Raw genomic sequence first — 13586 nt, forward strand, 5'->3', positions numbered from 1 at the left:
CTCACCGGAGCGGGAGCTAGCCCAGCGCGATCGCCGAGATCAGCCGGCCGTAATCGGCCTCCTGCCGATGCGTGGTGCGGCGATAGCTGTAGAAGCGCGCCTCGTCGCCATAAGTGCACAGGCTGAGATCATAGAAGCGGCCGATGCCGGCCTCCTGCGCGCGATGGGCGATGAAGGCCGGCAGGTCGAACATCGCATGCGCTGGCCGCTCCGAGGCATGGAAGAAGCGGGAAAAGGTCGCGTTCTCGCCCTTGAAGCGCTCGATGAACTCCGGGCCGACCTCGTAAGCCGCAACGCTGATCGTCGGCCCGAGCACGGCGATGATCCGCTCGCGCCTGGCGCCGAGCTTCTCCATCTCGGTCACGGTCGAACCGATCACGCCGGTGAAGGCGCCTTTCCAGCCGGCATGGGCGGCGCCGATCACGCCGGTCTCGGCGTCGGCGAACAGGATCGGGCCGCAATCTGCGGTCGAGATGCCGAGTGCGACGCCGTGCGCGATCGAGACCATCGCGTCCGCCTTGGGCCGCTCCGCCGGCCAGGGGCCGGTGACCACGGCCACATCCGGCGAATGCACCTGGTGGACGCTGACCAGCCCGTTGCGCTCGACACCCATCTGCCTCGCCATGCGGGCGCGATTCTCCGCAACCAGCGTCTGGTCGTCGTGCGAGCCCAGCCCGCCGTTCAGCGAGGCGTAGAGTCCGCTGGAGACGCCGCCCTCGCGGGTGAAGAAGGCATGGCGGATGCCGGACTCATGGGCGAGGTCGGGTGAGGTGATGAACATGGCGGCACGTCCGTTTGTGGGTCAGCCCTGCTCTGGCAGGCGATGAAGGTCAAATCCGGGCAGCAGCGGCAGGTTCCGCTCGGCGACGGCCAGCACCTTGAAGAGCTCGCCCATCGCCGTCGGCCCGGTCTCGATCAGGCGCCCGACTCCGCCTGCGAGCGTCTCGACCTGTGCCGGCGTCGCGCGGCGGCACAGCGCCTCGAATCGCTGCTGCAACCCGAGCGCCAGCAGGAAGTCGCGCTGCGAGACGGCGCCATGCGCCGCCGCTCCGGCTGCCAGCCCCGCCTGCGCCATCCGGGCGAAGTCGACATGCACGGTGAGGTCGGCATCGCCAGGCTCGGCCAGCACGTCGACGAAGGCATGGCGCTTCAGCGCCTGCAGCGTATCGCCGAAGCCGGAGCGGGCCGGGCCATAATCGATGAACAGCCCGGCGCCGCCTTCGGCTGCGACATGGCGGGCGACGATTGTGACTGCTTCCAGCGCCGCGGCGGGGTGTTCGAACAGCGAACCGGCGGGAGCTGTCATGGCGAGTGAAGCATCGGGCTCGCCCGACAGACCGAAGGCCAGCCGGCCCTCGCCATCGAGCCCAACCAGCCGCTCGCGCCAGCCCTCCGGGGTTCGGACGAACTGGTCTAGTGGGAGCGCGTCGAGGAATTCGTTGGCAATGACGATGGCGGGCCCTTCCAGCGCCTGCTCGATCCGGTCATGCCAATGTGGCGTCGCATCGCTCGCGGCGAGCGTGCCCCTCTGCCGCTCGCGCAGCACCGGGCTCGTCTCGACCAGATGCACCGAGAGCGCATCCCGAAAACCCGGCAGCGCCCCCGCCGCCCGCAGCATGTCCTGCATCAGCGTGCCGCGCCCGGGCCCGAGCTCGATAAGGCGGACCGATGCCGGCATCCCCATCGCCTGCCAGACGCTCGCGGCCCATAGACCGATCAGCTCGCCGAAGACCTGGCTGATCTCGGGCGCGGTGGTGAAGTCCCCGTCGGCGCCGAACGGGTCCTGCTTCATATAGTAGCCATGGCGGGGATGGCCGAGGCAGAGCGCCATGTAACGGGAGACGCCGAGCGGCCCCTCCTGGCGGATCAGCTCTGCGAGTTCCTGCGCCAGCGGATTCACGCTTGTGCCGGTCCCTTCCGCCGCAGCACGAGAAAGAGACCTGCGAGGAACAGCGGCACCGACAGCAGCATGCCCATGGTCAGCCAGCTCGTCCCGAACAGGAAGCCGAGCTGCGGATCGGGCTCGCGGAAGAACTCACAGGTAGTGCGGGCGATGCCATAGCCCATGCCGAAGAGCCCGGCCACGAGCCCCGGCCGCTTCAACCCGCCGACACGGATCACGATCATCAGGATCACCAGCAGGAGCAGGCCTTCGCTGAAAGCCTCATAGAGCTGGCTCGGATGGCGCGGCACCGGCCCGCCATGCGGAAAGACGATTCCCCAGGGCACATCCGGCGCCGGCCGGCCCCAGAGCTCGCCATTGACGAAATTGGCGATGCGGCCGAGGAACAGGCCGATCGGCGCCACCGCCGCGCCGAGATCGAGCGCCGAAAGCGGCGGATAGCCGCGCCTGATGGCGAAGACCCATAGGCCCGCCGCAGCACCGACGAGCCCGCCATGGAAAGACATGCCACCCTTCCAGACCGCGAAGATCTCCAGCGGATTGGCGAGATATTCGGGCAGGTTATAGAACAGCACGAAGCCGAGGCGGCCGCCGATCACGACGCCGAGCGCAGCGAAGAGCAGGAAATCGTCGAGCGAATCGGGGCTCGGCCGCGCCCTGCCGCCCCAGAGCCGCTCCGTCGCGGCGAGCCGGCGCGCATACCACCAGCCGCCGAGCAGGCCGGCGACATAGGCGAGCCCGTACCATTTGATCGAGAGCGGCCCGAGCTGGAGCGCGACCGGATCGATCACCGGGAAAGGAATGGCGAAGACGGGCATGGGCGGGATCCGGGTTGCGCGCTGCGGTGATGCAGGGCGCGCAGTATCCGGGTCAAGAGGTCAGAGAGCCGCGCTCAGCCCCGGCCACGTGCCCGCACCTGCGCCAGCATCGGCTCGTAGCCCAACTCGGGCGAGGCCGGCGGTAGGTCGGTCGGCAGATGAGCGCGGATCATCAAGGCGAGCTCGTCGAAGCCGTTGTCATAGGTCGAGATGCGCAGGCGCGGGCCATCGAAGGAGGAGATCCAGAGATATGTCGTCCAATCGACGCCGATCCGGGCGAGCTCGTTCCAGCTCAGCGAGATCGTCCGGCCGGTGATCGTCCGGCGCTCGATGCGCCGATCGTTCCAGCGTACCTGCTCGACCAGCGCCTGGGCCGCGAGGATGAGCGTCATGCCGGCGAAGAAGCTGGTGAAGAGCAGGCCGGCGCTCCGCTCGACGCGCCCGGCCGCGACCACCAGCGTCGCCACCGCGGTGATCAGCAGGCCGGCGAAGAGGCCGAGCCAGAAATACGGGCCGGGCGTCAGATATTTCCACTGACCATGCCGTCGCGCCCGCCGCCGCTGCAGGCAGACGCAGAGCGCGGTCACGGCCATGAAGGCCGGGACGAACAACGCGACCTTCGTCAGAATATCGACGGACATAGCGGCCTCGGGCGAAGCGGGACCTTGCCTCTACCGGACCTTGCAGAAAATCCGAAGCGCAACCGTTTGGAATGGCGAACAAGCCGTTGCAGGATTCCGCCACGCTCCTGACATGACGAAGCGGCTGCGGCATCCTACATGCAGGCCATGAATCGCGAACGCCCAGACGAATTGCCGGAAGAAGAGTTCGAGGACGAGGAGGAGCTGTCTTCCACGTCCGAGCCCGCGCTCGACCTCGGCGAGGCCACTCCCGGCGCGCTCAAGGCCGGCATCGAGGTGATCGCCGATTTCGCCAGGCATCTGCCGAACCGGCCCGGCGTCTATCGGATGTTCGATCGCGCCGGCGAGGTGCTGTATGTCGGCAAGGCCAAGAGCCTGAAGAACCGTGTGACGGCCTATGCCCGCGGCATGGCCCACACCAATGCGGTGGCGCGGATGATCGCCGAGACGGCGAACATGGAGTTCGTCACCACCGGCACCGAGACCGAGGCGCTGCTGCTCGAATCGAACCTGATCAAGCAGCTCCGGCCGCGCTACAACGTGCTGCTGCGCGACGACAAATCCTTCCCCTACATCTTCCTCTCCGGCGATCATCCGGCGCCGCAGATCGCGAAGCACAGGGGCTCGCGCCAGCGCAAGGGCGACTATTTCGGCCCCTTCGCCTCCGTCTGGGCAGTGGAGCGCACCATCGACGCGCTGCAGAAGGCGTTCCTGCTGCGCTCCTGCTCGGACAGCTATTACGAGAACCGCACTCGGCCCTGCCTGCTCTTCCAGATCAAGCGCTGCTCGGGCCCCTGCACCGGCGAGATCTCGCATGCCGACTATCAGGGCCTCGCCGACCAGGCCCGCGCCTTCCTCTCCGGCCGTTCCTCCGCGGTGAAGGAACTGCTCTCCGAGCGCATGCAGGCGGCGGCCGAGGAGCTAGAATTCGAGAAGGCGGCGCGCTACCGCGACCGGCTGGCGGCGCTCTCGGCCGTGCAGGCCGGGCAGGACATCAACACGCAAGGCGTCGAGGAGGCCGACGTCTTCGCCATCGACGAGCAGGCCGGGCAGTTCTGCGTCGAGATCTTCTTCTTCCGCAACAAGCAGAACTGGGGCAACCGCGCCCTCTTTCCGCGCGCCGACAAGAGCCTGACCCCCGCCGAGGTCCTGGCCTCGGTCGTCACCCAGTTCTACGACGACAAGCCGCCGCCGCGCCTCGTCCTGCTCTCGCATGAGCTGGCCGAGGCCGACCTGATCGCGCAAGCTCTGTGCGAACGCGCCGGCCGCAAGGTCGAGCTGGCGACGCCCAAGCGCGGCGAGCGCCGCGACCTCGTCGCCCATGCCCAGAAGAACGCGCATGAGGCGCTCGCCCGCAAGCTCGCCGACAATGCCGGCCAGCAGAGCCTGCTCAACGCGCTCGGTCAGGCCTTCGGCCTGGAGAAGGCGCCGCGCCGTGTCGAGGTCTACGACAACTCGCACATCATGGGCACCAACGCGGTCGGCGGCATGATCGTCGCCGGGCGGGACGGCTTCATGAAGAGCCATTACCGCACCTTCAACATCTCGGCCGACACCATCGCCGGCGACGATTTCGGCATGATGCGCGAGGTGCTGAAGCGGCGGTTTTCAAGGCTGGCGAGGGAGGCAGGAACCGCGACAGGCTCTCCTCCCCCTTGTGGAGAGGAGCTGGAGGTGGGGGGCGAAAAGCCAGAGCAAACCGCCAGCGAGGCAAGCCTCCCGGCCGATGCCGTCGCCTCGATTCTGCCGAGGCTCACCCAGTCGGACGCCCCCCACCCCTTCCCCTCCCCACAAGGGGGAGGGGTGGAGCCTCGCCCGGAAAACGAAGAGCCCGAAGACGAGACAGCCTTCCCCTCCCGCCCCGACCTCGTCATCGTCGACGGCGGCAAGGGCCAGTTCGAGGCCGCGCGCAAGATCATGGCCGAATGCGGCGTCACAGACATCGCGCTCGTCGCCATCGCCAAGGGCGAGGACCGCAACGCCATGCGCGAGACCTTCTTCATGGTCGGCAAGGAGCCGTTCAAGCTGCCGCCGCGCGATCCGGCCCTGTTCTTCATCCAGCGCCTGCGCGACGAGGCCCACCGCTTCGCCATCGGCACGCATCGCGCCAAGCGAAAGCGCGACATCAAGACCAACCCGCTCGACGAGATCCCAGGCATCGGCCCCTCGCGCAAACGGGCGCTGCTGCTGCATTTCGGCACGGTGAAGGCGATTCAGCGCGCCAAGCTCGACGACCTGATGCGGACCCCGGGTGTGAATGCCGCGACCGCCAAGGCGGTGCATGCCCATTTCCATGAGCATTGATCGGAATGGCGGGGTCACAGTCTTGCGTGTTGACGCTGTCATGAAGGCGCTGTTTTGGTGGGTGTCGTGACGAGTCTCAACGAAGCCATCCGCCGCCGGGGACCCTGGTCCCTGCCGAACCTGCTTACTTATGGCCGGATCATCGCGATTCCGGCGCTGGTGGCGCTGCTGTTCTGGCCCTGGGATGACTGGGCCCGCTGGACGGCGCTGGGAATCTACGTCGTCGCCGCTGTCACCGACTATCTCGACGGCTGGCTTGCCCGCAGCTGGGGCCAGCAATCGGCGATTGGGCGCATGCTCGATCCGATTGCCGACAAGCTGCTGGTCTGCGCCCTGCTGCTGATGCTGGTCCATACGGAAACGATCAAGGGCTGGGCGATCTGGGCGGCCATCGTCATCCTTTGCCGCGAGATCCTGGTCTCGGGCCTGCGCGAATTCCTGGCCGAACTCAAGGTCAGCGTCCCCGTCAGCAAGGTCGCCAAGTACAAGACCACGGCGCAATTGTTCGCGCTCGGCTTCCTTGTCGCCGGCCCCGCGGGCGACAAGGTCCTGCCCTACAACACCCAGATCGGGATCGTGATGCTTTGGGTCGCGGCGCTGCTGACGATCTACACCGGCTGGGATTATCTCAATTCCGGCATCCGCCATCTCGTCGAGGAGGACGAGCGCGCGTCATGAGCATGGCAACCGCCGAACCTGCCAGCCTGAAGCTGGTCTATTTCGCCTGGGTGCGCGAGCGCATCGGCTTGGCTGATGAAACCGTCACACCACCCGCTGGCACCGCGACCATCGCCGACCTCGTGCGCTGGCTGAAGACGCGTGGCGAAGGCTATGAACTCGCCTTCGAGAATCCGGCGGTCGTGCGCGCGGCGATCGACCAGACCCATGCCAAACCGGCAACGGCCATCACCGGCGCCCGCGAGATCGCCTTCTTCCCGCCGATGACCGGCGGCTGACCTACGAGACCAGGTGATGACGCCGCTCGTCCGCATCCAGCGCGAGGATTTCGACATCGGCGCCGAGATCGCGGCGCTGACGGCCGGCGATCCGAGTATCGGCGCCGTCGTCTCCTTCGCCGGGCTCTGCCGCGACGAGAGCGGCCGCCTCGCCGCGCTCGAGCTGGAGCACTATCCTGGCATGGCCGAGGCCGAGATCGGCCGCGTCGCGGGCGAGGCTGCCGGGCGCTGGCCGCTTGCGGGCCTCCTCGCCATCCACCGCTTCGGGCTGATCAAGCCGGGCGAGCAGATCGTGCTGGTGATCGCCGCGTCGAGCCATCGCCGCGAGGCTTTCGAGGCCGCCGATTTCCTGATGGACTATCTCAAGACCCGCGCCCCGTTCTGGAAGCGCGAGCACCTCGCCGACGGCACGCTCGGCGGCTGGGTCGAAGCCAAAGACGACGACGACAAGGCGGCGGAACGCTGGAGCTGACGATGGGCGCAGGATGGTTCCGGGTGGGGCTGGCCCCGCTCTGCGGCGCGATGCTGCTGGCCGCGATGGCCCCGGCAGCGGCACAGAGCCAGAGCAAGACCTTCCGCGACTGGATCGCCGGATGTGACAACCTGCGCAGCTGCACGGCGTTGTCATTGCCCGATGAAACCGCCGAAACCGTCGGCTTCCTGAAGCTTGAGCGCCCCGGCGGCCCGGGTGGGGCGGTCTCGCTCTCGCTCAAGCTGGTGGGAGAGAAGCTGAAGCTGCCGCTCGCCGTCGGCCTCACGCTCGACGGCGTGCCGTTCCCCGTCGGCGGCAAGCCGTTGGCCGCCACCCTGGAAGACGTCGAGACCGCCCGCATCGTTTTTTCGGAGGCCGACACCGCGACGCTGATCGCCGCAGCCCGCAAGGCGACCAAGCTCTCGGCCTCTCTGGCCGGCAAGAGCTATGCGATCTCGCTCGCCGGCTCGGTCGCGGCCATGCTCTGGATCGACGAACAGCAGGGCCGGCTCAACACCGTGACGGCGCTCATCCGCAAGGGGCCGGCCGCCGCGAGCACCGTGCCATCGCCGCCGGCGCTGCCGGTGATCACCGCCAGGGCGACCGGGCCGGCGCTCGCCGAGGCGGCGGCGAAGGCATTGGGCGCCTCCCTGCGCAAGCATCTGAAGGCGAGCGATCCCGATGTCTGCGAGGAGGATGACGGCGCCCGCTACAACACGGACCGGGCCTGGCAGCTCGATGGCGGACGCAGGCTGATCGGGCTGTATTGCGGCAGCGGCGCCTACAACATCCTCACCGGCTACTGGCTGGTCACGGGTGACGCGGTCGCCAGCGCGCGCAAGCTCGCTTTCGCCGAGAACGAGAACAACATACTGATCAATTCGGACTACATGCCGGAGACTGGCCAACTGCTCTATTTCGCCAAGGGCCGCGGCATCGGCGATTGCGGCGGCGCCGGCACTTATGCCTGGACCGGCTCCGACTTCGCGCTCACGGCGCTCAGCACGATGGGCGAATGCCGTCAGCTGTCTTCGGACGACTGGCTGGTGCTCTTCCGCAGCGAGGTGAAGGTCGTGAAATGAAAAATCCCGGGCAGCCGAGCTGCCCGGGACGCTTCACTCGAACGGTGGGACAGCCTCAGGCCGCGGCCTTGGACTTCTGCCGGACCTCGTCCGAATAGTCCTCCATGATCACCTTGCCCATATTGCCGGTGACGAAGTTGTAGGGGCCGATCTCGGAGACCAAAGTCACCTCGGCAGCCGAGCCGGTGATGAAGCACTCGCTGAAGCCTTCGAGTTCCTCCGGCCGGATGCGGCGCTCGACCACCTCGAAGCCGCGCTTCCGGCACAGATCGACCACCGACTGGCGGGTGATGCCGTTCAGGAAGCGATCGGCCAGCGGGGTATGGACCACGCCGTCCTTGATGAAGAAGATGTTGGCGCCGGTGCACTCGGCGACATTGCCTTCCCAGTCGAGCATCATCGCATCGGCATAGCCGGCGCGCTCGGCCTTGTGCTTGGACAGCGAGCAGATCATGTAGAGCCCCGCCGCCTTGGCATGAACAGGCGCGCAGGCCGGGTCGGGCCGGCGATATTCGGCGAGGTCGAGGCGCACGCCCTTCAGCTTCTGCGCCATGTCGAACATGCTCGGCCACTCCCACACCGCGATCGCAGTGTGGATGGTGTTGTTCATTCCAGAGACCGCCATCATCTCCGAGCCGCGCCAGGCGACCGGGCGGACATAGGCGTCCTTCAGGCCATTCTCCTTCAGGCAGAGATATTTCGCGGCGTCGAGCTCGGCGACCGAATATGGGATCGTGAAATCCATGATCTCGGCCGACTTGTGGAAGCGCTGCGAGTGCTCGGTGCACTTGTAGATCACGCCGTCATAGGAGCGCTCACCCTCGAAGACGCAGGAGCCGTAGTGCAGGCCATGGGTGAGTACGTGCACCTTGGCCTCCTTCCACGGCACGAGCTTGCCGTCGAACCAGATGACGCCGTCGCGCTGGTCGAAAGGAATGACAGACATGATACAGTCCTCCAGGTGCTTTTCTTGCAGGCACTCCGCCACAGGCCGGAAGGGCGTGCAAGCGCGGGATTTTTGCTGCGCCGGAACTGGCGCTCGCGACATAATCGGTCGTCCCGCGTGCTTGACCGGTAATCTTACGTCTGAGATATGTCAACAAGGCTGACATAAAAAATGAGCGTGACGGTGAGCACACCCGTATTGCATCCGGCGCCTGCCGCCCCCGAGGAGCCGCGCGACGCCGTGCCTTACGAGCTGATCGAGCTGTTCTTCTTCGCCTATCGCGACTTCGTCGGCGATCCCGACCGCATCCTCGCCGATTACGGCTTCGGCCGGGCTCACCACCGCGTGCTCCATTTCGTCCAGCGCCAGCCGGGGCTGACCATCGCCGAATTGCTCGACATCCTGCAGATCACCAAGCAGAGCCTGAACCGGGTGCTGAAGGAACTGGTCGAGACCGGCTTCGTTGAGTCGCGCACGGGCACGCAGGACAAGCGCCAGCGCAATCTCTACGCGACCACTGCGGGCCGCGAGCTCGCGGTCCGGCTGGCGCAATTGCAGGCCAGACGCATCAATGGCGCGCTCGCTCAGGTCGGCCCCGAGGCAAGCGATATCGTCGCACGTTACCTCGCCGGCTTGATCGATCCGTCCGAGCGCAAGAAGGTGCAGGACCTGCTCGCCGGGCCGCGCTGAGGACGCTGCGTCCAGCCGAAGTCGTTGCAGAACGTTAGACAATGTTATCCGAGACCTGGCGAAGCTCAGGCCAGGACCCGGGCGGCCTGTGCTATCCTCCTGGAAACGACACGGGTGCGCTCAGCCGGCGCCGAGGACGGGAAAGGAGCCCAGATGGCGGCGAATGCGCGCAAACCAGTGCCCGACGAAGCCCCGCATATCCTGGTGGTCGATGACGACCGCCGCCTGCGCGACCTGCTGGCGCGCTTCCTCAGCGACCATGGCTACCGCGTCACCACCGCTGCCAGCGCCGCCGATGCCGACACCCGCCTCGGCCATCTCGTCTTCGACGCCATGGTGCTCGACGTGATGATGCCGGGCGAGAACGGCTTCGACTTCGCCCGCCGCCTGCGCCAGACCTCGCAGGTGCCGATCCTGATGCTGACCGCCCGCGCCGATTCGGGCGACCGCATCAATGGCCTGGAGATCGGGGTCGACGACTATCTCGCCAAACCCTTCGAGCCGCGCGAGCTGATCCTGCGCCTCGGCAACGTGCTGAAGCGCAACGCCCAGCCCGAGGCGCCGGCCGCGCCGGCGCGGCCGGACTATGTCCGTTTCGGCCCCTTCATCTACGGCCTCGCCCGCGGCGAATTGCGCCAGGGCGAGGAGTCGATCCGCCTGACCGAGCGCGAACGCGAGATCCTGACCACCCTGGCCGAACGCGCCGGCGAACATATCCCGCGCGAGCAGCTCGCCGCTCAGGGCTCCGCCGCCAATGACCGCACCATCGATGTCCAGATCAACCGGCTGCGCCGCAAGATCGAGCGTGATCCTGCCGATCCGCTCTACCTCCAGACCGTCCGCGGCATCGGCTACCGCCTCGTCGTCGACCGGGCCTGACCGACATGGCTGACGCTTCGCTCAGGCGTCGCCTCGTCCCGCTCGCGGCGAGGATGCTGACGGGGCTCCGCACAGCCTGGAGCAAGGGCGCGTCGATGCTGTCGGGCGGGCTCAGGCCGTTGCGCCGCCTGCCGGACCGGTCGCTGCGGCCGATCGCGCGGATCATGCCCAAGGGGCTCTACCCGCGGGCCCTCGTCATCGTCATCGCGCCTGTCGTGCTGCTCCAGTCAGTCGTTGCCTATGTCTTCATGGAGCGGCACTGGCAGACGGTGACGCAGCGCCTGTCGTCTGCAGTTGCCTCGGAGATCTCGACCCTCATCGACGTCTATGAGAGCTATCCGCAGGACAATGATGCGACCATCCTCGGCCGTATCGCCGAGGAGCGGCTCGGCATGGATGTCGAGATCCTGCCCGATACCGACCTACCGGCCCCTGGCCCCCGCCCCTTCTTCTCGCTGCTCGACAGCGCGCTCTCGACCGAGCTCGCCCAGCAGGTCAAGCGGCCCTTCTGGCTCGACACGGTCGGCCGCTCCAGCCTGATCGAGATCAGGATCAAGCTCGGCAAGGACGTGATGCGGGTGCTGACCCGCCGCAGCCAGGCCTATGCCTCGAACAGCCACATCTTCCTGCTCTGGATGATGGGTACCTCGCTGATCCTGCTCACCATCGCCGTGCTGTTCCTGCGCAACCAGATCCGGCCGATCCTGCGCCTCGCCGACGCCGCCGAGGCCTTCGGCAAGGGCCGTGACGCCGAGTTCCGTCCGCGCGGCGCCCGCGAGGTCCGCCGCGCCGGCAACGCCTTCATCGAGATGAAACGGCGCGTCGAGCGTTCGATCGGCGAGCGCACGATGATGCTGAACGGCGTCAGCCACGACCTGCGCACCATCCTGACCCGCTTCAAGCTCTCCCTGGCCCTGCTCGAACGCTCGCCCGATCTCGAAGCGCTCGAGAAGGACGTCGACGAGATGAGCCGGATGCTCGAGGACTATCTCGCCTTCGCCCGCGGCGATGCCGGCGAGGCCCCGGTCGAGACCGACATCCGCGCCCTGCTCGAGACGCTCAAGGCCGATGCCGAGCGCCAGGACCACCAGACCGAGCTCACCGTCATCGGCGATCCGCTGGTCGTGGTCCGGCCCGACGCGATCCGACGCCTGCTCACCAATCTGGTCTCGAATGCGGCGCGCTTCGGCGACCGCATCGCCATCCGCGCCACCCATGATGCGCGCTATCTCATCGTCATGGTCGACGATGACGGGCCCGGCATCCCGCCGGAGCTGCGCGAGGACGTGTTCAAGCCGTTCTTCCGGATTGACGAAGCCCGCAATGTCGACGGCGGCGGCACGGGCTTGGGCCTCGCCATAGCCCGCAACATCGCCCGCTCGCATGGCGGCGACATCATCCTCGGCGAGTCGCCGCTCGGCGGCTTGCGCGCGACGGTCAGACTGCCGGTCTGAGCGGGCCGCAAGGCGGGCGCGGAACCATGCCGTCCTTCCGGGGGGTTGCACAGCAAAAACCCGGAACCCATGAACACCGGCCGCTATGAGACGGACGCAGCCATCGCCGCGCCCTTCCGGCAGCATCATGGTCATGGGTTCCGGGCTCACGCCTCCGGCGCGCCCCGGAATGACGGGCAGTGGTTCAGTGGCTCCACAGGGCCTTGCGGGCCGAGCTGTTCACCCGTTCGACATCGCTGCGGGAGAGCGCGATGTCCGACAGCGCCGCATCATCCATGCGATAGAGCGCCCGGGCGCTGGCCCGCGCCGTCAGCCAATCCTCGAAACGCAGGAACAGCCCGGCGAGTCCGTGCGCTGAATGCTCCGAGGAGGAGAACGAAAGATTTCCTGTGGTGGTCCCGGCCGGCATATCGGCCTCCTGTGACTGAGCTTATGCCTGTAAATTGGGGCTTGCAGAGCCCGGAAGCAAATGAGAACTTCTTTGCCTCAGCCCAAGCAGAACTTGGCCACACAATGTCCCGCCGGCACCTGCCGCCCCTGACCTCGCTGCGCGCCTTCGAGGCCGCTTCGCGGCACCTCAACTATGAACGGGCGGGTGACGAGCTCGCCGTCACCGCCAGCGCCGTCGGCCAGCAGGTCAAGACCCTCGAAGCCTGGCTGCAGCGCCCGCTCTTCACCCGCCTGCCGAGCAAGGGCATCGCGCTCACTCCGCTCGGCCAGCGCTATGCCGCGTCGATCTCGCAGGTGCTCGACCAGCTCGACGAGGCCACCGCCCGGGCGCTGCGGCCGGACATGGCCAATATCCTGACGGTCAGCACCATGCCGAGCTTCGCGCTGAGCTGGCTGATCCCGCGCCTCGGGGTGCTCAAGCAGCGCCATCCCGAGCTGGAGGTGCGCATCTCCGTATCGATGCATCTTACCGATTTCGCCCGCGAGGATGTCGACATCGCCGTCCGCTATGGCCAGGGTGCCTATACCGGACTGCACTCCGAGCTCTTGATGACGGAGACCTTCTTTCCGGTCTGCAACGCGGCGCTGCTCAACGATCCCGAGCGGCCGTTGCGGGAGCCATCCGACCTGCGCCATCACACCCTGCTGCACGAACTCGCCGAAGGCATTCCCGAATATGTGACCTGGCCGCAATGGCTCGCTTTTGCCGGCGTCGACGACATCGATGCCTCACACGGCCCGCGCTTCTCCCACACCTTCCTCGCCTTGCAGGCGGCATCCTCGGGCCAGGGCATCGCGCTCGCAACCAGCGCGCTGATCGGCGATTATCTCGAAGCCGGGCGCCTGGTGCGCCCCTTCGCGCAGCAATTGCCCGGCGCCTATCAATACTATGTCGTCTGCCCCGAAGCGGTGGCAGAGCGACCGGCGATCGCCGCCTTCCGCAGCTGGATTCACGAAGAGGCCGCCAGGCATGCCGAGCTGCGCTGAGCTT

The 13586-nt window shown here is 67.2% G+C and carries 15 protein-coding genes; 9 read left to right on the plus strand and 6 right to left on the minus strand.

All coding sequences use genetic code 11. From position 1 onward, the window contains the following. Window positions 1-16: 16 nt before the first annotated feature. The 4 genes from pgeF to BMZ69_RS07840 all read right to left on the minus strand — a co-directional run bounded on the left by pgeF (window position 17) and on the right by BMZ69_RS07840 (window position 3362). Window positions 17-781, minus strand: a complete 765-nt coding sequence (gene pgeF, locus BMZ69_RS07825) for a peptidoglycan editing factor PgeF (protein ID WP_092156011.1) — start codon at window positions 779-781, stop codon at window positions 17-19. 21 nt (window positions 782-802) lie between these two features. Next, window positions 803-1900: a class I SAM-dependent methyltransferase gene (locus BMZ69_RS07830; RefSeq protein ID WP_175506711.1), complete on the minus strand. Its 1098-nt coding sequence runs from the start codon at window positions 1898-1900 to the stop codon at window positions 803-805. Beyond that, window positions 1897-2721 carry a prolipoprotein diacylglyceryl transferase gene (gene lgt, locus BMZ69_RS07835; protein ID WP_175506712.1) on the minus strand — a complete coding sequence of 275 codons (825 nt, stop codon included), beginning with the start codon at window positions 2719-2721 and terminating at the stop codon, window positions 1897-1899. Before lgt ends, BMZ69_RS07830 begins: the two co-directional genes overlap by 4 nt. Window positions 2722-2795: 74 nt before the next feature. Further along, window positions 2796-3362 (minus strand): hypothetical protein, encoded by a 567-nt coding sequence (locus BMZ69_RS07840; RefSeq protein WP_092156013.1) that lies wholly within the window; start codon window positions 3360-3362, stop codon window positions 2796-2798. 147 nt (window positions 3363-3509) lie between these two features. On the opposite strand from BMZ69_RS07840, the gene uvrC reads away from it, so the two are divergent. The 5 genes from uvrC to BMZ69_RS07865 all read left to right on the plus strand — a co-directional run bounded on the left by uvrC (window position 3510) and on the right by BMZ69_RS07865 (window position 8176). Continuing rightward, entirely contained in the window at window positions 3510-5666 is a 2157-nt protein-coding gene (uvrC, locus tag BMZ69_RS07845; RefSeq protein ID WP_092156146.1) for an excinuclease ABC subunit UvrC, read from the plus strand. A 66-nt stretch (window positions 5667-5732) separates the two neighbouring features. Then, the gene (gene pgsA / locus BMZ69_RS07850; protein WP_175506713.1) at window positions 5733-6344 is read left to right on the plus strand and encodes a CDP-diacylglycerol--glycerol-3-phosphate 3-phosphatidyltransferase; all 612 of its coding nucleotides are present in this window, start codon (window positions 5733-5735) and stop codon (window positions 6342-6344) included. A gap of 26 nt (window positions 6345-6370) precedes the next feature. Next, complete coding sequence (gene moaD / locus BMZ69_RS07855; RefSeq protein WP_092156147.1) at window positions 6371-6622, plus strand: molybdopterin converting factor subunit 1; 252 nt, start codon at window positions 6371-6373, stop codon at window positions 6620-6622. Window positions 6623-6638: 16 nt separating this feature from the next. Further along, entirely contained in the window at window positions 6639-7094 is a 456-nt protein-coding gene (locus BMZ69_RS07860; protein ID WP_092156015.1) for a molybdenum cofactor biosynthesis protein MoaE, read from the plus strand. A 2-nt stretch (window positions 7095-7096) separates the two neighbouring features. After that, entirely contained in the window at window positions 7097-8176 is a 1080-nt protein-coding gene (locus tag BMZ69_RS07865; protein WP_092156016.1) for a DUF1176 domain-containing protein, read from the plus strand. A gap of 55 nt (window positions 8177-8231) precedes the next feature. On the opposite strand, the gene BMZ69_RS07870 is transcribed toward BMZ69_RS07865, so the two are convergent. Next, entirely contained in the window at window positions 8232-9122 is an 891-nt protein-coding gene (locus BMZ69_RS07870) for a branched-chain amino acid aminotransferase (protein WP_092156017.1), read from the minus strand. Window positions 9123-9320: 198 nt separating this feature from the next. On the opposite strand from BMZ69_RS07870, the gene BMZ69_RS07875 reads away from it, so the two are divergent. The 3 genes from BMZ69_RS07875 (at window position 9321) to BMZ69_RS07885 (ending at window position 12145) form a co-directional block, all read left to right on the plus strand. Then, window positions 9321-9812 carry a MarR family winged helix-turn-helix transcriptional regulator gene (locus BMZ69_RS07875; RefSeq protein ID WP_244543276.1) on the plus strand — a complete coding sequence of 164 codons (492 nt, stop codon included), beginning with the start codon at window positions 9321-9323 and terminating at the stop codon, window positions 9810-9812. 153 nt (window positions 9813-9965) lie between these two features. Continuing rightward, window positions 9966-10691 (plus strand): response regulator, encoded by a 726-nt coding sequence (locus BMZ69_RS07880; RefSeq protein ID WP_092156019.1) that lies wholly within the window; start codon window positions 9966-9968, stop codon window positions 10689-10691. A gap of 95 nt (window positions 10692-10786) precedes the next feature. Then, complete coding sequence (locus BMZ69_RS07885) at window positions 10787-12145, plus strand: ATP-binding protein (protein ID WP_092156148.1); 1359 nt, start codon at window positions 10787-10789, stop codon at window positions 12143-12145. Window positions 12146-12329: 184 nt separating this feature from the next. On the opposite strand, the gene BMZ69_RS07890 is transcribed toward BMZ69_RS07885, so the two are convergent. Next, entirely contained in the window at window positions 12330-12554 is a 225-nt protein-coding gene (locus BMZ69_RS07890; RefSeq protein WP_092156020.1) for a DUF1127 domain-containing protein, read from the minus strand. A gap of 104 nt (window positions 12555-12658) precedes the next feature. On the opposite strand from BMZ69_RS07890, the gene gcvA reads away from it, so the two are divergent. Further along, window positions 12659-13582, plus strand: coding sequence for a transcriptional regulator GcvA (gene gcvA, locus BMZ69_RS07895; protein WP_092156021.1), 924 nt, complete (start codon window positions 12659-12661; stop codon window positions 13580-13582). The last annotated feature ends 4 nt before the right edge of the window (window positions 13583-13586 follow it).

The organism is Allobosea sp. CRIB-10 (genome assembly GCF_900112185.1).
GTDB lineage: Bacteria > Pseudomonadota > Alphaproteobacteria > Rhizobiales > Beijerinckiaceae > Allobosea.